We start from the raw sequence: 17,640 nt of genomic DNA, 5'->3' as shown, positions 1-17,640 counted from the left end.
CATAGGAATAAATAAAAAAATCCCGGAAGTCTGCAATGACTTTCGGGATTTTTTTATGTAGTTTAGACCCAGCCTGTAAATGCCAAAATAGATGCTTTGGCTGATTGGGCTTCCATGTGAGTACCTGTGCGCCAAGCCTTCGGCGACTCACCCATTAATCTGGCGAAGCAACGGTTGAAGCTGGAAATGGACCTGAACCCGACTTGCTCAGAGATCGAGAGCACCGAGGCATCGGTACTTTTTAATCGTTTGCAAGCCTCTTCTACGCGTGTACTGTTTAGAAAATCAAGAGGGGTCGTACCCATAATCTCATGGAACTTGCGGCGAAAATGGGTGGTGCTTAGATGACACAGTTCTGCAAGCTCATCAATCGTCACCGGCATCATGTAATTCCTCGTGATAAATTCCAGAGCAGGGGATATAACCAGATCAGGCTGACGGCTCTGCCTTTCCGTTTCCCGCATCTGTTCTAGTTCCAGCTTCTGCTCTCGGCTAAGCCCGTTCTCATCGCTCGCATGAATTCGTAGCAACTCAATATACAGCGACATTAATAATCCATACGCACTCTCTCGATAAAATGGGGTTTGCCGCTGGATTTCCTCTACAATCGATGTGGCCAGCATATACACCTTCGGATATTGATCTTTATGTAACACACAACGGCCTGCTTGAATAGCTCGGAGATTGGGTTCCATGTTACTCTGCGGTGTTTTTAATGAATGCTGGAACAGTTCCTCTGGCGAAAAAAAGAGATAGGCCCACCTGCTTGCCGTATTAGGTGAACTGTATGTCGTATGGGGCAGGTAACGAGGTAGGAATGTAACATCTCCGGCTCGAAAAGGAACGTTTTCTCCCTTGATCTCCATTACACCTCCATCGGAGTAACAGATGCCAATCTCCATATGATTATGGAAATGTAGGTGCTCACTCTTCATATCAGAGATTTTCCAGCGTTCCCCGCTGAGTAGCAGAACAGGAAAGTCTATGGGCAGGCTGTAATGGCGGTATTCAATGACAGGTTTTTTCGGTTTGGGCATGTCCGGCTGCTCCTATTCGTCGGATTATAAATGATCGAAATTGCGCAGTTTTGTTACGAATATGCTTAGATGCAAACTATTTTACTGCGTACAATGAAATAAGTAAAGCGTTTACATCACAGGACGGTCACTTCTTAAACTCAATTTAAGGAGTGTGCGCAGGAGAGGGGAATTTCAATGCTGCAAGTGAAATACGACCGTGAACAAATTTTAAACGTTATTCAGAACGTAACGAGAAAAACACTGGATATGGATTTGACTTGGGATTGGCCCTGCGGCGTAGCCTATTACGGAGTAGCGAGAGCTTACCAAACGACAGGTGATCAGGAGATTTTGGACAGGCTGGTGAAGTGGGCGGATGAATATATAGAGCTAGGCTTGCCAAGCTGGACGGTGAATACATGTGCAATGGGACATGTATTGATCACGTTATACGAAGAGACAGGCGATCAGAAGTATTGGGATACCGTCATGAGTAAAGTGGATTATTTGCAAAATCATGCGCTCCGCTTTGGCGATCGGGTGTTACAGCACACAGTATCAACAGCGAATGATTTTCCTGAACAGGCCTGGGCAGATACGCTGTTTATGGCGGCTTTTTTCCTGCTCCGAGTGGGTAGCAAGCTGAAGGACGAAGCGATGATTCAGGATGCGCTGAATCAGTATTACTGGCATATCAAATACCTGCAAGATCCGAGCACCGGCCTGTGGTATCACGGTTATAACAACGTGAACAAGGATCACATGTCCGGCTTTTACTGGGGACGAGCGAATGCATGGGGAGCTTATACGATGTCACAGGTCAAACCGCAACTCAAAGAGTGGTACTTGTATCCGCAATGTATGGACGTTGAATGTTCCTTGCGTGATCAGCTTGCGGCTATCAAGTTGCTGCAGACGGAAGATGGCTTATGGCGTACCGTTCTGGATGATGCGGAATCTTATGAGGAAGTTTCCGCATCATGCGGTATTGCAGCGGCTATGATTAATAACGGCAACCCATTGCATACGAAATATGTACAAAAGGCCCTTAGCGGCATTTTGCACCATATCAGCGAGGATGGACGTGTACTCGGGGTCTCCGGCGGAACAGCTGTGATGAAGGATCGCGATGGGTACCGCAACATTCCGAAAGACTGGATTCAAGGATGGGGTCAGGGACTGGCACTGGCATTTCTGTCGGATATGTTACGACAAGGAGAGTGAACATGTTGCCGAAATCAACCAAAGGCTCTTTCACGTTACCAGGAGAATCCGGTTATGAAGCACTGACGCTGGAGCTGGCTGAGCGGTGGGGAGCCGATGTGATCAGAGATAGTGACGGGACAAAGTTGTCGGCTGAGATCATTCAGGCCGGATACGGCATTTATTCGACGATCTGTATCATTCGGGATCATAATGAGTGGGCATCAAGGAATAAGGATAAGCTCCAGCAATGTTTTCTTATTACTCAGCCGAAGGTAGCCGTTCAGGATTATATCTCCATCTATCTGATGGAGGACTTTTTTGCCGAACAATTCAAGGTGAACGATTCGAAGGAAGCGTTGAAGTATTGGCAGGTGTACGACCGGACGACCGGACAGGAAGTACCGAGAACACAGTGGAATTACGAAAGAGAATCCGGCAACGTGGTCATTACTGGCATCACCCCTTGGCATAAATACACGGTAAGTTTCATGGTCTATCGTATCTGGGAAGAAATATCTATGTATAATCACACAACCAACAACTGGGACAAAGAACACCTGATGCAGATCGACCCCATCTATGCAGACACGCAAACGTATCTATTGGATTGGATGGAAAAATGGTGCCTTGCTCACCCCGAAACAACGGTTGTTCGATTCACGTCGCTCTTCTATAATTTTGCCTGGATTTGGGGTAGTGATGAGCGCAACCGCCATCTCTTCTCGGATTGGGGTTCCTACGATTTTACGGTGAGTTCAAGAGGGCTTGATTTATTTGTCGAAAAATATGGCTATGCACTCACCGCAGAGGATTTTGTGAATGGCGGAAAGTACCAGGTCAGCCATATGCCTGCGGGGCAGCGCAAGCTGGACTGGATGGCATTTATCAATGATTTTGTCATTGATTTTGGCAGAAAGTTGATTGATATCGTTCATCGCCATGGCAAGCTGGCTTATGTATTCTATGACGATAGCTGGGTGGGCATGGAGCCTTACAATGACCGCTTTGAAGAGTTTGGCTTCGATGGCATGATCAAATGTGTGTTCTCTGGCTATGAGGCCAGAATGTGTTCAGGCGTCAAGGCTGAAACACATGAAATTCGCTTGCATCCTTATCTGTTCCCTGTCGGGTTAGGTGGATTACCTACCTTCAAGGAGGGAGGGAACCCAACGCTTGATGCCAAAAACTACTGGATTAACATCCGGCGCGCGTTATTGCGCGAGAAAATCGACCGGATTGGCCTGGGCGGATACCTGCATTTGGTAGAGCCTTATCCTGATTTTGTGGAATATATCGAGAAGGTCGCAGATGAATTCAGGGAGATCAAAGCATTGCACCAGGCAGGCAAACCTGCGCAGCTTCAAACTCGTGTGGCGGTGCTCCATAGCTGGGGCCAATTAAGATCCTGGACGTTGTCGGGACATTTTCATGAGACTTACATGCATGACTTGATTCATGTGAATGAGGCGTTAGCCGGGTTGCCGGTTGATGTACGCTTTATCGATTTTGAAGATATTCGCCAAGGCGTGCTGAACGAGGTGGATGTCGTCATTAATGCTGGAAGAGCCGGTTCTGCATGGAGCGGTGGCGAGCACTGGAATGACACGGCTTGTGTGGATCAGCTCACCCGTTGGGTGCACGAAGGAGGCACATTTATTGGCATCAACCAGCCGTCGGCTGTGGAAGGTTATGATACCTTTTTCCGAATGGCTCATGTGCTTGGGGTGGATGAGGATACAGGTGCGCGTGTAGTGCATGGAAAATGGGCCTATGACGTGCAGGATCGGCATGAGCTTGTGCCAGAAGGTGCAACAGTGAAAGGCAAGCCGCATCGTTATCTGACCGATGGAACGGCCGAGGTGGTGCTGGAAACGGAAGGGAACATTGCACTGTCTGTACATGTTTTTGGCAAAGGAAAGGGAATCTATCTGCCTTCGTTCGAATTCAACTGGGTGAATGCCAGACTGCTGCTGAATCTGATCCGCTTCGCCGGTAATGAGCAACACAATACCAAGTATATTACGGATAATGTGTATACCGAGTGTGCGTATTATCCCGAGAGCGGCAAGCTGGTTGTAATCAACAACAGTGATCAGGCGCAGACGACGACGATTGACACGGAACAGGGGATGCAGAGGTTTGATATCGCACCATTTGATACAATGATTACCCAGATTGGAGCGCAGGCTTCGGTATAATATCAGCTACTTTCCATATTGTACTGTTATCGAATCGACCTTGGAAATGATTAGTTCCCACACAAAAAAGCTCATGACCTGTAGCACATACGCTATAAGTCTTGGGCTTTTTGTGGCGCAAATAAATTTATAATGATGTCATACGTTACATGTATGGACATACGACCTGATGTGCTAGACTATTGAAAAACAAAGGAGCTGCTCACATGAATGTAAACGAGGTTATGCAAGAGCTTGAGGCTCTGGGCAAAGAACGCACGAAAAAAATATATCTCTCTAATGGTGCGCATGAACCCTTGTTTGGAGTTGCGACAGGGGCGATGAAACCGATGGCGAAGCAGATCAAGAAAAATCAGCCGCTTGCTGAGCAATTGTATGCAACAGGCAACTATGATGCCATGTATTTTGCAGGTGTGATTGCTGACCCGAAAGTGATGACCCACGCCGATTTTGATCGCTGGATGGATGCGGCGTATTTCTATATGGTGTCCGATTATATCGTTGCTGTAACTTTAGCGGAGACGGATATTGCCCAGGAGGTTGCAGACACCTGGATTGCGAGCGGAGAAGAGCTGCGAATGTCCGGCGGATGGAGTTGTTACTGCTGGCTTCTAGGTAGCCGTAAAGATAACGAGTTCGAGGAGGATAAAATCAGACAGATGCTTGAGCAAGTCGAACAAACGATTCACAGTGCGCCTGAACGTGCCAAAATAGCCATGAATCTGTTTATCTATACGGTTAGCATGTCCTACGTTCCGTTGCATGAGCTAGCGGTGGAAACGGCCAAAAGGGTTGGCCCACTTGAAGTGGGTCTGGACAAGCCGAAAAGCAAGCTAATCAGTGCTTCCGACAATATTCAAAAGGCACTGAATCGCAATCAGCTTGGATTCAAACGTAAATATGTAAGATGTTAGTCCGAAACGTGTATTCCATTATCACCATGGAACGAAAAATTATTGAAAACAGCCATAATTTCAAGTATTTTATGGCTGTCTACATATCAAAATAATACTGAAAATCACATAAGAATCACATTTCCTGAAAAACTCATATTTTTATGATGTCTGAGAAATGCTTTGTGATTTTTTAACGTGAGTATATATTTTGAGTGTGGTCTTTGCATCATCATGACCTACTCTTTCCATGATTATCTTTAAATCCACCTCAGTTATAGTACTTTGAGAGTATCCTTTGTCAAAAAGTTCATTAAGCATATTTTGATGCACAGAATATTAAATGTGATTAGCCCCAGACTCGGATCGCTGTCTGGGGCTAATTTTCTATTCTTTATCTAGATGTTTTTTGTGTTTCTTTCTAATTATATCAATTGAAAAAATTACAATTGTTATAAGAATAGAATGAACAACAGGCTTAATGTAACTTGGGTCATTGTAGATAAAGTAAGCGAGTATAAAGTTTAATATAAAAGTAATTAAGTACCCTAAAATAGTATCATCTCATTTCAGAACCAAGGTTCAACTACACTAGACTTTCTTGCGTCGTGTTCAATGTTACCGCCAGTATGATTAGAATTAGCTGTAACTCTGATTTCTTTCAAAATTTCATAGTCCCCAATAAAATTACCATTTTCAGTGAAAAATCCTGGCCCTAATGCTCTGTAATAGTATTTAATAGAAATAAATAAGTTCTCTTTGTTGGATGTAACGAAATAGTAAACCCCAAAGCCTCCAATTGCCGCAATACTTATTTTCCATGGATCAGGAATAAATTTCCCTTTAGCCCATTCAACGACGGCTGCTCCTAAAGCAGTTTTTGTTGCTGCTTGGAACTTTTCTGAAGTATAAATATCATAATTTTTCATATGTGTATATGGAGTTGGGTAAGTAGCAGCGAGGCTATTTTTGGACTCTGTTTTGAACTCTGAATTAAGTAATTTGTTTACAGTAGCAATAGCTTCAGGTGTAATTTCACTTAACTTAAGAGTACCATCTTGAATTTGATAGTCAATATTATTTTGTTCTAAAATATTGATTACTCGTTCATCAATAACAGGAGAAACCTTCTCGTTGTTTTCTGCAGATGCTGCTAGGGGAACACTTGATACCAATAAACAAATTGTAAGAAAAACAGTGAAAATTCTTCTCATTTGAAAGCTCCTTAAAGCTCCTTTTAGTAGTGTAATAGTAGTATTGGAGTTGGCCAACTTAAATCTTCTCTCATTATACTTTTTTTGAAAAAAATGTATACACTCATTATGTAAAAAAATTGAAAATAAATTTTACTTTTTAAGGGTTTTGTGGTTTCTACGAATAGTTCATATATACAGAGGTGATTACGATTAGTTTATACTTTAAGGAGCACGCTGACATACATATGGAAAGACCGATCAATTAGTCGGTCTCTTTTCTTAGCTTTCCTTTGGAATCACAAGATAACAATTAATAACATTTTCACCCAAAAATAAATATTTGTGACGATAATTATCGGTGTTATACCAAAATGTGTACAACACACCTGAGAATTTGATATCAACAACAACTACTTTGATATAATCCTTTCATACCAAACAAGTTTCGTATCTGTTTTAAGAAAATTGGATGTGAATGAAAATCACATAAAAATTCACAATCTCAGCGGATTTGTACGAATGAAATTATTAAAATAAGACTGAAAAGGGTTGTAATTATAGGCACACGAATGTTGTAGACTTCAAATGAGACATTATCACCATGGCTCGTTATAATGGTGGTAATGGATGACACGGGTGGGGGAGACAACAACGACATGAAACGCAAGTTAAAGTGTAAGCGTATTCAGTTACTGGATGATTGGAGTCTTAGAACGAAGTTATACATAATGTTTATTTTTTGTGTGCTTGTACCTGTGGTGGCAACTAATGCCGTGTTTTATCAAAGCATCAAAGGACAGATTGAAGCCAAAGAACAGGGCCGGATCAACGAAATGCAGCAACGGATTCGCTTTAATCTGCGGAACAGCTTGGATAACAGCCTGTACGTATCCAATTTTTTATATACGGATGCTACGCTAAATCGGTTTATGGAGTCCAAATACAACAATCAGGAAGACTATTATTTTGCATATTATGATATGCTGAGCGGCAACAATCTGGTTCGGTATTATTACAGTTATCAGCAAGTGAATCAGGTGACGTTTTATGTAGATAACGATACGTTTGTAAATGGCGGCAACTTTATCAAGCTGAATGATGACATAAGGAAAAGTGAATGGTATCAGGCGCTCATGAACACAGACGACCAGATGATGATTTATTCCTATTTTGACAAGCAGCAGGCAGAGATGTCGCAAACTCAAGGCGGCCGTAAGGTTAGCATTATACGCAAACTCAATTATTTCGGGAAACAACAGGTGGAAAAAGTATTGAAGGTAGATCTCGACTACGCCTTCATTAACAAATCGTTCAAAAATGAGGGAGCGGGCGGCAAAATCTATATCGTTTCGAATGATCGGATTATTTTCTCCAATGATGCACAGATGAATCAGGCAAGGAAGCCGTTCCATCTCATGTCTGGCATGTCGAAGGATGAGGGACAGTCCACAGAATTGATTCCTGTCGTATCGGAAAATTGGCAGATTATTGTGCGTGGAGAGAAGCTGGATTTTCTGACGGAGATCGTGGATTCCAGATTCAATCTGCTTCTGCTGATTATTGTTAATCTGCTGGTACCAACACTGCTTATCTGGCTTATTTCCAGATCCCTTGTTCACAGGGTAGGCCGAATTGCAACGCATTTGGATCAAGTTAAACAGGAAAAATTTGAAGTGATTGTAGAACCTGCAGGCAAGGATGAGATCGGTAGCTTAACCCATAGTTACAATATGATGGTCATCAAAATCAGGAATCTGATCGAGATCGTATTTAAAGGGCAGGTCGAACGGCAGGCGCTTGAACTTTCCAAGAAACAGGCTGAATTAAAGGCGCTACAGAGTCAGGTCAATCCACACTTTATGTTTAATACACTAGAAACCATTCGCATGCGGAGTCTGATCAAGGATGAACATGAGACCTCTGATATCATTCAGAAGCTGGCGTTGCTGCTCAGGCAAACGATTAATTGGGGCAATGATCTCGTAAGCATTCAAGATGAAATTCGTTTTGTCGAAAGTTATCTGGTGATCCAGCAATATCGGTTTGGCGAGAAGTTACAGTTCGTTATTGACGTTACCGATGCTGAGATATTGGAGATGAAGATTCCGAAGCTGACCGTGTTAACGTTTGTCGAAAACGCTTGTATCCATGGTATTGAAGGTGGCTTAAATGATGGAGTCGTGGAAGTCAGATTCCAGAAGTATAACGAGCAACTACATATTGTGATCCAAGATACTGGAGTTGGCATGGAGAAGGACAAACTGGAACTCATTCGAACGATGTTGCTTGATCCGAGTCTGGAACGGCTTAGCGAACTGAGCAGCATTGGAGTGATGAATGCATATATTCGGCTTCGAATGTATTTCGATGAACGTGTGCAAGTAAGCATTGACAGTGAAAGGTACAAGGGGACTACGATTCGCATACAAATTCCGCTTGTACAAGCATCTCAGGGATAAGGAGCGAGAATATGATCAACGTGCTGATTGTGGACGATGAGCCATTTATTCGCCAAGGACTGCTTTTGCTGATCGATTGGAATTCACTTGGGTTTCAAGTTTGTGGTCAGGCTTCTAATGGGGTACAGGCACTCGAATGTATCCGAACAATGCGGCCTGACCTCGTCATATCCGACATTAAAATGCCGGAAATGGATGGCATGCAACTTGCCAAAATCATCTATGAACAATACGGCGGCGAGATGAAGATGGTGTTACTTAGCGGTTTCTATGAGTTTGAGTACGCCAAACAAGCGATCAAATATCAGGTGAACGATTATATACTTAAACCGATTGTGAAGGATGAGTTGTTGCAAGTGCTGGAGGCCTTCCGCAAGGCTTTCATGGAAAGAACGGAAGAAAAGCGGCATCAGGAAAAACAGGAACATATCGTTATGACTCAACAGGTGCAATCGATTTTGATTGGAACGGCAGATGAAGATACACTCGCCAGTATCCAGGTCTCATATGGGGATGTAATGACGAAGTTGCGATGCTTGATGATTGAAACGGAATCGGAGCGAGAACAACAGCAGAACGATGGGAGTCTGCTCGTGGAAGCCCATATCAATCAGAATCATGTAGGCTATGTCCTGAAATCTTTTACAGGTGAGAAAAACCGAGTGCTGCATATTGTGACCGACCTGTTGCTGAAGCGTGAGGCATTATCACTGGAACAATACGTTACAAGGCTGTATACAGAGCTAAGTCAGATACAGGGTGCAGCCATAGCCATCTATGTCGGCAAGGAAGTGCACAGGCTGGAGGAACTGCACGAGTCCTATTATTCTTGCGGTAAGATTAAAAGTTTGCGTTTCTTTAGTGCGTACGGGCCGATTTATTATTTTGAACATATGGACACAAGTGTATTTACCAATCAACCAGCCGGACGGGAAAAACAGCTCTTTGACGGACTGATTAAAGCGATCGAGGAGCAACAGACTGAAGATATACGCGGTCATGCGCAGGCCATTTTTCAATTTTTTCTGGAGCAACGCATTGAGCCGGGCATCGTGGGCATTCATCTTCATTATTTGGCGTACACGTTGCTTGGATTGGTGAACAGGGACGATACTGATCTGAATTCAGATGAGGAATGGATGCAGTCCACATTTCTGCAGACGAACTATGCCATGCTGTCCATGGAAGAGAATATCGAGAATCTCTGCGACTTTTCATACACATGTGCGGAGAAGCTGAAAGAGCGTCAGAAGTGGAATGCAATGGGTGTACTGGCGCGAGTCGAGGCTTACATTCATGAGCACTATATGGAAAATGTCAGCTTGAAGCTGCTTGGAGAGCATTTTTTCATGAATAGCGCCTATCTGGGCCAGATTTTCAAAAAGCATTATGGCGTGAGTTTCAGTGATTACCTGAATCAGATTCGTATTGACGAGGCCATTCGATTGTTACGCAGAACGGATTATAGAGTCTATGAGATTGCAACGAAGGTTGGGTATCGGGACTCCGATTATTTCATTAACCGGTTTGAGAAAATCAGGGGAGAGACGCCTGCCCAGTATCGAAAAAGGGCACAAACGATGCATAACTCGGATTCATCATCCTGCGCGCCTTGAGGGGGAGCAGGATTTTTTGTATATCTGGAATTATTGGGATGAGGTCTATAATTTGTCCCGTTGAGCAGGACAGGTAACAATGATAATTTTAAATCAACCTTTGGAAAGCGCTTTCTAAAGAGTGTCTCTCAACATACTTCGCTGGAGGGGTCATGATGAAAAAGGATGTCAGAAAAAGATTAAGGCAACTCGTTCTACTCACGTTGATGTTTACGGTTGTGCTTGCCGGTTGTACGCCAGGGGCTTCCAAATCGGAGGAGAAAACGGCAGACGGCAAAGAACTGAAGCAGTTTTCCGCATTTTTTGCTGTACCAGGCAAGCTCGCACCTGATGATAACCGCGTAATGAAGGCTATTGAGGAAAAAACAGGCGTGCGTGTCACGATGGATTGGCTCACAGGCCAGACCGCCAAAGAACGAATTGGAGTAATGATTGCAGGCGGGGAGTATCCGGATTTTATTGATGGCAGTGATGGTACACAGCAATTAGTATCTGCCGGTGCGCTTGTGCCACTCGAAGACTACATCGACAAATATCCGAATATCAAAAACTATCTCGGTGACAATTGGAAGAAAATGAAGAATTCAACGGATGGTCATATCTACTTCATTCCGCAATTCGGGAATTTACAAGGCGAGTCTATGAAAGTATCCCATGACGGGGAAGCGTTCTGGATTCAAAAAGCGGTGCTGGAGTGGGCGAATTATCCAACAATCAAAACGCTGGATCAGTACTTTGACTTGATCGAAAAGTACAAAGCAGCGAATCCAACGATTAACGGCCAGCCGACCATCGGATTCGAGATCATTTCTTACGACTGGCGTTACTTCGCCTTGGAGAACCCGCCGCTGTTCCTGGCCGGCTATCCGAATGAAGGAGCCGCAATTGTTGATAAGGCTACGTTAACAGCGAAAAACTACAATACGATTCCGGAAGCCAAGGCTTATTTTAAAAAGATCAATGAGGTCTACAACAAAGGGCTCGTCGACAATGAAACGTTCACCGCCAACTACGATCAGTACATTTCCAAAATTTCAACGGGACGTGTACTGGGAATGGTCGATCAGGGATGGCAGTTCCTCGATGCAGAGGCTTCTCTGGTCAAACAAAAGCTGTATGAAAGAACCTATGTACCACTGTCCATTACGTTGTCCGAAGATGTAAAAGGACGTTATCAGCATAAGCCGATTCTGAACGTCAACGGCGGACTAGCGATCACGAAGAGCTGTAAAGATGTTGAAGGAGCGCTTCAATACATTAACGACCTGCTTGATCCGAAGACGGAAGTTCTGAGAACGTGGGGACAGAAAGATGTAGATTATCAGGTGGATGACAAAGGTGTATTCTCCCGTAACGAGGAGCAACGTGCCAATTCGAAAGATCCGGATTGGGTACTCGCCAACACTGGAAGCCCGCTGGTATATTTCCCTCACCATGAAGGCATGACAGCAGACGGTAAAAACGCGATGGACCCGAAAGAACAGCCTGAAGAATACCTTGCTACATTGAATGACATTGATAAAAAAGTGCTCAAAGCTTACGGATACACTAAATTCACGGATTTCCTGGAACCAGCAGAAGAGAATGAACCATGGTTCCCGATCTACACGTTCAATTTTGAACCGAATAAACCAGAAACGATTGCCAGACAGAAGATGGACGATGTGAAACGCAAATGGTTGCCTAAAGTGATCATGACCTCACCAGCAGAGTTTGATCAGGCGTGGGAAGAATATCAATCCACACTGAAAGAAAGTGCAGATATCAAAGCCTATGAGGATGCACTGACCGAAGAGGTGCGCAGACGTGTAGAGCTGTGGGGTTAAATAGGTGAAACAGATGCAAGTAGTGAGACAGGCTATACGATAAGAAGCAAAATAAGCAATACGATAAGCCTTACGAAAAGTACTGCGGTAAGAGAAATATGACAAATAGCATGATAAGTGGTGTGAGGAGTAATACGACTAGTAAGAAATCAATATCAGTAATCAATAGCTAGGTTTAAGGCAGAGAGGCTATGGGATATCCTGTAGCCTTTCTTAATCCACACATAAACGTGTAACCATTGGACAGGAATGGATTCGAAATCATCCGAATCCCGGTTCGGATGATATAGATAAAACTCGTAATCAAGGAGAGAGAAAAGCATGGCTAAAAAGGAGCTACAGTCCTCGGTCAACACAAGTCATATTCCTTCGGGGAAGAGCTGGATCGGGTATAACTTGTCCAGAATGAAAAGTCAGCGCCAATTGATGTGGATGTCATTCCCCTTCATTGCGTTTATTGCTATTTTTGCGTATGGGCCTTTATGGGGCTGGCTCATGGCTTTTCAAAACTATAGACCAGGCCTTGGTTTTATGGAGCAGGATTGGGCAGGACTGGATCATTTCAGAACGTTATTTACAGACCCGACTTTCTTGCGTGTCATTCGCAATACACTGGCGATGAGTCTGATCAGTCTGTTTCTTGGATTTGTCGGTTCAATTGGTCTGGCACTCTTGCTCAACGAACTACGGCTGGTTTTATTTAAACGTGTCGTGCAGACCGTTTCTTATCTTCCGCACTTTCTATCGTGGATCATTGTGACAGGCATTGTTGCGAATGTATTGTCTACGGAAAACGGGATTGTGAATGTGCTGATGACCAAGCTGGGGCTGATTGATGCGCCGATTAATTTCTTTGCCGAACCCAAATACTTCTGGGGCATCGTTGGTCTGTCGAGCATGTGGAAAGAGATCGGATGGGGCACGATTATCTATCTGGCATCCATGGCTTCCATTAATCCAAGCCTGTATGAGGCAGCCTCCATTGATGGAGCAGGTCGTTTCCGTAAAATGTGGAATGTCACACTTCCGAGTATCAAACCAACAATTATTATCCTGCTGATTATCAACGTCGGTAACGTACTGAATGCAGGCTTTGAGATTCAATATTTGCTGGGGAACGGACTGGTGCAGGATGTATCCGAGACGATTGATATCTTTGTTCTAAAATACGGGATTAATCTTGGAAACTACTCACTTGCCACCGCGGCAGGAATCTTCAAAAGTGTGGTCAGTCTAGTGCTCATCTTTATCGCCAACGGGATTGCCAAATCTCTTGGTGAAGAGCGGTTGATATGATAAGGGGGCAGCGCTGTGAATCGAATTAGCGGAAAACGAAGCCTGGGTGACTCAATTTTCTCTATCACCAATGGCATATTTATGTTGCTTGTTATGGTTGTTACGTTATATCCTTTTTTAAACACCATTGCCGTATCTTTCAATAACGGTCTGGATACGATTCGCGGGGGAATCTATCTCTGGCCGAGAGAGTGGACGCTGCAAAACTATGTTTCTGTGTTCCAAAATCCACATTTGACCCAAGCGGCATTTATTTCAGTTGCCAGAACGGTCATTGGAACCGTGGTACAGCTCTTCTGTACAGCCATGCTGGCTTATGTACTAAGCCGTAAGGAATACATGTTCAACAAGTTTGTAACGACACTCTTTGTGATTACGATGTATTTCAGCGGCGGCTTGATTCCTGGATACATGCTGATCAAACAAGTGGGGCTACTGAACAGCTTCTGGGTTTACATTATTCCCGGACTCATCGGGGTATTCAACATGATTGTCATCCGTACCTATATTCAGGGGTTATCCGAAGGGCTGATTGAATCGGCGAAAATGGATGGTGCAGGAGATTTCCGCATCTTTATGCGCATTGTGCTTCCGCTCTCTAAGCCGGTGCTGGCTACGGTGGCTCTCTTTATTGCTGTAGGTCAGTGGAACTCCTGGTTTGACTCCATGCTCTATACGGCAGGTAACCGCAATTTGACCACCTTGCAATATGAACTGATGAAGCTGTTATCTTCGGCAACGTCACAAGGGGGAACGGTCAATGTGGATCAATACAAAAATGTGACGAATATGGTCACCCCCGTATCCATTCGGGCAGCCATCACCATTGTGACAGCCATGCCTATTGTTGTGCTTTATCCATTCTTGCAAAAATACTTTGTCACTGGACTCACCATTGGAGGGGTAAAAGAATGAACAATGTTAATCAAGGCGAGCAATGCACGTTTAACAATCCGATCATGCCAGGATTTTATCCAGACCCATCTGTCTGCCGGGTGGGGGAAGATTTTTATCTGGTCACATCCACGTTTGCTTATTTTCCTGGCGTTCCGATCTTTCACAGCCGTGATCTGGTTCATTGGAAACAGATCGGCAATGTGCTGGATCGTGAGTCTCAGCTTAATCTGGAGGGCGCAGGGCATTCGCAGGGGATCTTTGCACCGACGCTTCGGCATCATGATGGACTCTTTTATATGATCACAACGAATGTATCTCATGGTGGGAACTTTGTTGTAACCGCTACCGATCCAGCTGGGCCATGGTCTGATCCTTATTTTATTGAAGGTGCAGAAGGTATCGATCCAACCATATTCTTCGATGAAGACGGCAAAGCATACTATTTAGGTACACGGCCTTGCTCGGAAGGCGTCCGTTACAACGGAAACTGGGAAGTGTGGCTTCGTGAACTGGATTTGGGTAGCATGAAGCTGGTCGGAGACAGCTATGTTCTGTGGCGTGGGGCGATGGTAGATGTGATTTGGCCGGAAGGACCGCATCTGTACAAAATGGGTGAGTATTATTACCTGATGATTGCCGAAGGTGGCACAGGTCTGAACCATGCGGTTACCATTGCACGCAGCAGCAGTTTGACCGGCGGTTATGTCGGTAATCCGAATAATCCGATTATTACGCATCGTCATATGGGCAAGCATTATCCGGTTATTAATGTTGGACATGCTGACCTGGTACAGGCACCTAACGGTCAATGGTTCATGGTGATGTTGGCTTCCAGACCATATGGTGGGGCTTTCAGTAATCTTGGTCGTGAGACATTCATTGCTTCAGTGGAATGGGAAGATGGCTGGCCTGTCGTCAATCAAGGGCTGGGCAAACTGGAGGAGCAGGGGGTATTGAATCTGCCAGCAGTACCTGTGGAACCAGATCTCCGCTGTGAAAATTTTGACAATGATGAATTGGGCCTGCAGTGGATGTTCCTGCGTAATCCTCAGGAGAACCTGTACTCGTTGACTGAACGCAAAGGTTACCTGCGCTTGAAGCTGAAACCGCAAACATTGAAGGAACTTGAGAATTCCAGCTTTGTCTGTGTACGGCAGCGGCATATGGATTATGTTGCAGCGACTGCGATGGAATTTGTGCCGCAGCATGAATATGAGACGGCGGGTCTGGTGGTTATCCAGAATGACCAGTATCACGTGCGAATTGAACTGGCATGTGAAGGTGAGCAGCAGGTGCTGCGGGTAATGACGTGGCTTGGTGGTGAGGAATCACAGGTTGGCCAAGTTGTGCTGGATGGAAAAACTCCGCGTGTTTACATTAAACTCGTGGCGCTAGGACAACAACTCAGCTTCTACTACAGTACAGATGGAAGTAAGTATCATTTGGTTGCAGGACAAGTGAATACGACCGGCTTGAGCACGGAAGTGGCTGGTGGTTTTGTTGGGTGCTGTATCGGCATGTTTAGTAGCAGCAATGGTGAGTCTTCCGATCAGGTGGCGGACTTTGACTGGTTCGAATATGGTTCGTACTGATATGTAACGGCGAATAACAAAATATCCATCCAAGAAAGCTCAGTCCAGTAGCAGATGCGCACAGGATTGAGCTTTTTTGATGTTCGTTGTGAACATATCTGGATTAGGATGCTACGTTTCCCCCGCAGGTATTGACCCGGTTTACATCCAAAATTTCGTTCACGTCATGTGCTTCAAATTGATCAAGCAGAGCGTCCAAGCCATACTCCAGCTTGTGTTCAAGCTCCTCCAGATAAATGGGAAGGATCGCATAGAAGTGCACAGTTTGCCCACCCCCCATGTCCAGTGTGAGGAAATCCTCTTCAACCTCAAGCGGAGGCAACACGATTAAGGCGCACATATCTGTATTGTTAGAAAATGGCGTTGCCGGGTCGCCATTGGGTACTGTATGACCCCAACTCAGCCAGGTATCATAGTCATGTGGCAGTCGAGCCATCGTTTTCAACCATCGGATCGGCCAGTAATTATCGGATTCTTCTAATTCTTCTTCTAATAGAGGCCAATCCGGAGGTAAACATATCATCAGTTCTGCATACTCATAGTCCTCTGCATCTTCAGGCGTATTCATTGGCAAGGCACTCATACCTGTGGTATACAACGTATAATAATTACGTTCTGGTGTTGGACGAATGATATGGACATCGATATGAACTCTATCGGACACCAGCTCATGGAACACAGAGTCGGCTTCGCCAAGATATGTATCCGCGTGTTTCTCAATCCGCTGCAGCCATTCGGTTGTTGCATAAGAAGTAGATTGCCACTCGCGATCCAAATCTTTATGACGAATAATAGGAACGCCAGAAGGCGAATATTCAGATGAATTAGACATGTTTACTGCTCCTTTGCACCAAATAATGTATTCGCTTTTTCATCATATCATATCGTGTGAATGGAAGCCCTCACTTCGTTCTATGGTATGATAGGGTCAGGTTGATGAGTTCGATTGAAGGAGCAAAAGGGTATGAATCAGAACGTACAACAGTTCAAAGCCGATTTCTTCAAAGCACTGGCACATCCGATGCGAATTCGCATTCTGGAACTGCTGAGTGAAGGAGATAAAAGCGTCAATGAACTGCAAAGCATTCTTGGAACGGAAGGTTCTGCGGTATCCCAGCAGCTGGCTGTGTTGCGTAGCAAAAATGTGGTACAGGGCATGAAAGAAGGTACTACAGTCACATACTCCCTTCGTGATCCGCTGATTAAGGAACTGCTTGCCGTTGCCAAGCAGATTTTTGATAACCATCTAGTCGATGCGATTTCGATGCTTGAGGATATGCGTAAAGACAGCTGACACAGGAAACAAGAGCAACCGGAAGTTTGAACGGGAGCTCTTGTTTTGATGTTTGCAAGATCAGGTAGCGGAAGCACAATTTTATAGGATTGTGATATTTGCGATTGACAGAGCATATATCAAGGAGTAGTGTTCACTTTATATTCAA

Annotated in this window: 13 protein-coding genes; 10 read left to right on the top strand and 3 right to left on the bottom strand. The window is 44.5% G+C overall.

What is annotated here, in order from left to right:
* Window positions 1-62 precede the first annotated feature (62 nt).
* A complete protein-coding gene (locus J2T16_RS25085) occupies window positions 63-1,037 on the bottom strand; it encodes an AraC family transcriptional regulator (RefSeq protein WP_090923168.1) in 975 nt (324 codons plus the stop codon).
* 177 nt (window positions 1,038-1,214) lie between these two features.
* On the opposite strand from J2T16_RS25085, the gene J2T16_RS25080 reads away from it, so the two are divergent.
* From J2T16_RS25080 to J2T16_RS25070, 3 genes are all read left to right on the top strand, one after another.
* Window positions 1,215-2,243, top strand: a complete 1,029-nt coding sequence (locus J2T16_RS25080; protein ID WP_221788450.1) for a glycoside hydrolase family 88/105 protein — start codon at window positions 1,215-1,217, stop codon at window positions 2,241-2,243.
* A gap of 2 nt (window positions 2,244-2,245) precedes the next feature.
* The gene (gene gnpA, locus J2T16_RS25075; RefSeq protein WP_260510832.1) at window positions 2,246-4,423 is read left to right on the top strand and encodes a 1,3-beta-galactosyl-N-acetylhexosamine phosphorylase; all 2,178 of its coding nucleotides are present in this window, start codon (window positions 2,246-2,248) and stop codon (window positions 4,421-4,423) included.
* A gap of 206 nt (window positions 4,424-4,629) precedes the next feature.
* Window positions 4,630-5,337 carry a DNA alkylation repair protein gene (locus J2T16_RS25070; protein ID WP_221788451.1) on the top strand — a complete coding sequence of 236 codons (708 nt, stop codon included), beginning with the start codon at window positions 4,630-4,632 and terminating at the stop codon, window positions 5,335-5,337.
* Between the two features lie 548 nt (window positions 5,338-5,885).
* Here J2T16_RS25070 and J2T16_RS25065 read toward each other — a convergent pair.
* A complete protein-coding gene (locus J2T16_RS25065) occupies window positions 5,886-6,530 on the bottom strand; it encodes a hypothetical protein (RefSeq protein WP_221788452.1) in 645 nt (214 codons plus the stop codon).
* 638 nt (window positions 6,531-7,168) lie between these two features.
* Between J2T16_RS25065 and J2T16_RS25060 the strand changes: the two genes are divergently transcribed.
* The 6 genes from J2T16_RS25060 to J2T16_RS25035 all read left to right on the top strand — a co-directional run bounded on the left by J2T16_RS25060 (window position 7,169) and on the right by J2T16_RS25035 (window position 16,198).
* On the top strand, window positions 7,169-8,971 hold the full coding sequence (locus tag J2T16_RS25060; RefSeq protein ID WP_221788454.1) for a sensor histidine kinase: 1,803 nt from the start codon (window positions 7,169-7,171) through the stop codon (window positions 8,969-8,971).
* An 11-nt stretch (window positions 8,972-8,982) separates the two neighbouring features.
* On the top strand, window positions 8,983-10,587 hold the full coding sequence (locus J2T16_RS25055) for a response regulator transcription factor (RefSeq protein WP_499019457.1): 1,605 nt from the start codon (window positions 8,983-8,985) through the stop codon (window positions 10,585-10,587).
* A gap of 155 nt (window positions 10,588-10,742) precedes the next feature.
* On the top strand, window positions 10,743-12,413 hold the full coding sequence (locus J2T16_RS25050; protein ID WP_499019456.1) for an extracellular solute-binding protein: 1,671 nt from the start codon (window positions 10,743-10,745) through the stop codon (window positions 12,411-12,413).
* Window positions 12,414-12,734: 321 nt separating this feature from the next.
* A complete protein-coding gene (locus tag J2T16_RS25045; protein ID WP_186811797.1) occupies window positions 12,735-13,709 on the top strand; it encodes an ABC transporter permease in 975 nt (324 codons plus the stop codon).
* Between the two features lie 15 nt (window positions 13,710-13,724).
* Window positions 13,725-14,624 carry a carbohydrate ABC transporter permease gene (locus J2T16_RS25040; protein WP_186375587.1) on the top strand — a complete coding sequence of 300 codons (900 nt, stop codon included), beginning with the start codon at window positions 13,725-13,727 and terminating at the stop codon, window positions 14,622-14,624.
* Complete coding sequence (locus J2T16_RS25035) at window positions 14,621-16,198, top strand: glycoside hydrolase family 43 protein (protein ID WP_499019455.1); 1,578 nt, start codon at window positions 14,621-14,623, stop codon at window positions 16,196-16,198. Before J2T16_RS25040 ends, J2T16_RS25035 begins: the two co-directional genes overlap by 4 nt.
* Before the next feature lie 103 nt (window positions 16,199-16,301).
* Here J2T16_RS25035 and J2T16_RS25030 read toward each other — a convergent pair whose 3' ends face one another.
* Window positions 16,302-17,030, bottom strand: coding sequence for a suppressor of fused domain protein (locus tag J2T16_RS25030; protein ID WP_499019454.1), 729 nt, complete (start codon window positions 17,028-17,030; stop codon window positions 16,302-16,304).
* 132 nt (window positions 17,031-17,162) lie between these two features.
* Between J2T16_RS25030 and J2T16_RS25025 the strand changes: the two genes are divergently transcribed.
* Entirely contained in the window at window positions 17,163-17,492 is a 330-nt protein-coding gene (locus tag J2T16_RS25025; RefSeq protein ID WP_154891673.1) for an ArsR/SmtB family transcription factor, read from the top strand.
* Window positions 17,493-17,640 lie beyond the last annotated feature (148 nt).

This window comes from Paenibacillus intestini, from assembly GCF_030803945.1.
GTDB lineage: Bacteria > Bacillota > Bacilli > Paenibacillales > Paenibacillaceae > Paenibacillus > Paenibacillus polysaccharolyticus.
Note: the sequence above shows the minus strand (reverse complement) of the source record. Positions and strands in the feature narration are given on the sequence as shown.

Excerpts from the sequence above, each read along its gene's own strand:
- J2T16_RS25025 (WP_154891673.1), top strand. The coding sequence starts at position 17,163 with ATGAATCAGAACGTACAACAGTTCAAAGCCGATTTCTTCAAAGCACTG.
- J2T16_RS25065 (WP_221788452.1), bottom strand. The coding sequence starts at position 6,530 with ATGAGAAGAATTTTCACTGTTTTTCTTACAATTTGTTTATTGGTATCA.
- J2T16_RS25080 (WP_221788450.1), top strand. The coding sequence starts at position 1,215 with ATGCTGCAAGTGAAATACGACCGTGAACAAATTTTAAACGTTATTCAG.
- gnpA (WP_260510832.1), top strand. The coding sequence starts at position 2,246 with ATGTTGCCGAAATCAACCAAAGGCTCTTTCACGTTACCAGGAGAATCC.
- J2T16_RS25060 (WP_221788454.1), top strand. The coding sequence starts at position 7,169 with ATGAAACGCAAGTTAAAGTGTAAGCGTATTCAGTTACTGGATGATTGG.
- J2T16_RS25050 (WP_499019456.1), top strand. The coding sequence starts at position 10,743 with ATGAAAAAGGATGTCAGAAAAAGATTAAGGCAACTCGTTCTACTCACG.
- J2T16_RS25085 (WP_090923168.1), bottom strand. The coding sequence starts at position 1,037 with ATGCCCAAACCGAAAAAACCTGTCATTGAATACCGCCATTACAGCCTG.
- J2T16_RS25030 (WP_499019454.1), bottom strand. The coding sequence starts at position 17,030 with ATGTCTAATTCATCTGAATATTCGCCTTCTGGCGTTCCTATTATTCGT.
- J2T16_RS25070 (WP_221788451.1), top strand. The coding sequence starts at position 4,630 with ATGAATGTAAACGAGGTTATGCAAGAGCTTGAGGCTCTGGGCAAAGAA.
- J2T16_RS25035 (WP_499019455.1), top strand. The coding sequence starts at position 14,621 with ATGAACAATGTTAATCAAGGCGAGCAATGCACGTTTAACAATCCGATC.
- J2T16_RS25055 (WP_499019457.1), top strand. The coding sequence starts at position 8,983 with ATGATCAACGTGCTGATTGTGGACGATGAGCCATTTATTCGCCAAGGA.
- J2T16_RS25045 (WP_186811797.1), top strand. The coding sequence starts at position 12,735 with ATGGCTAAAAAGGAGCTACAGTCCTCGGTCAACACAAGTCATATTCCT.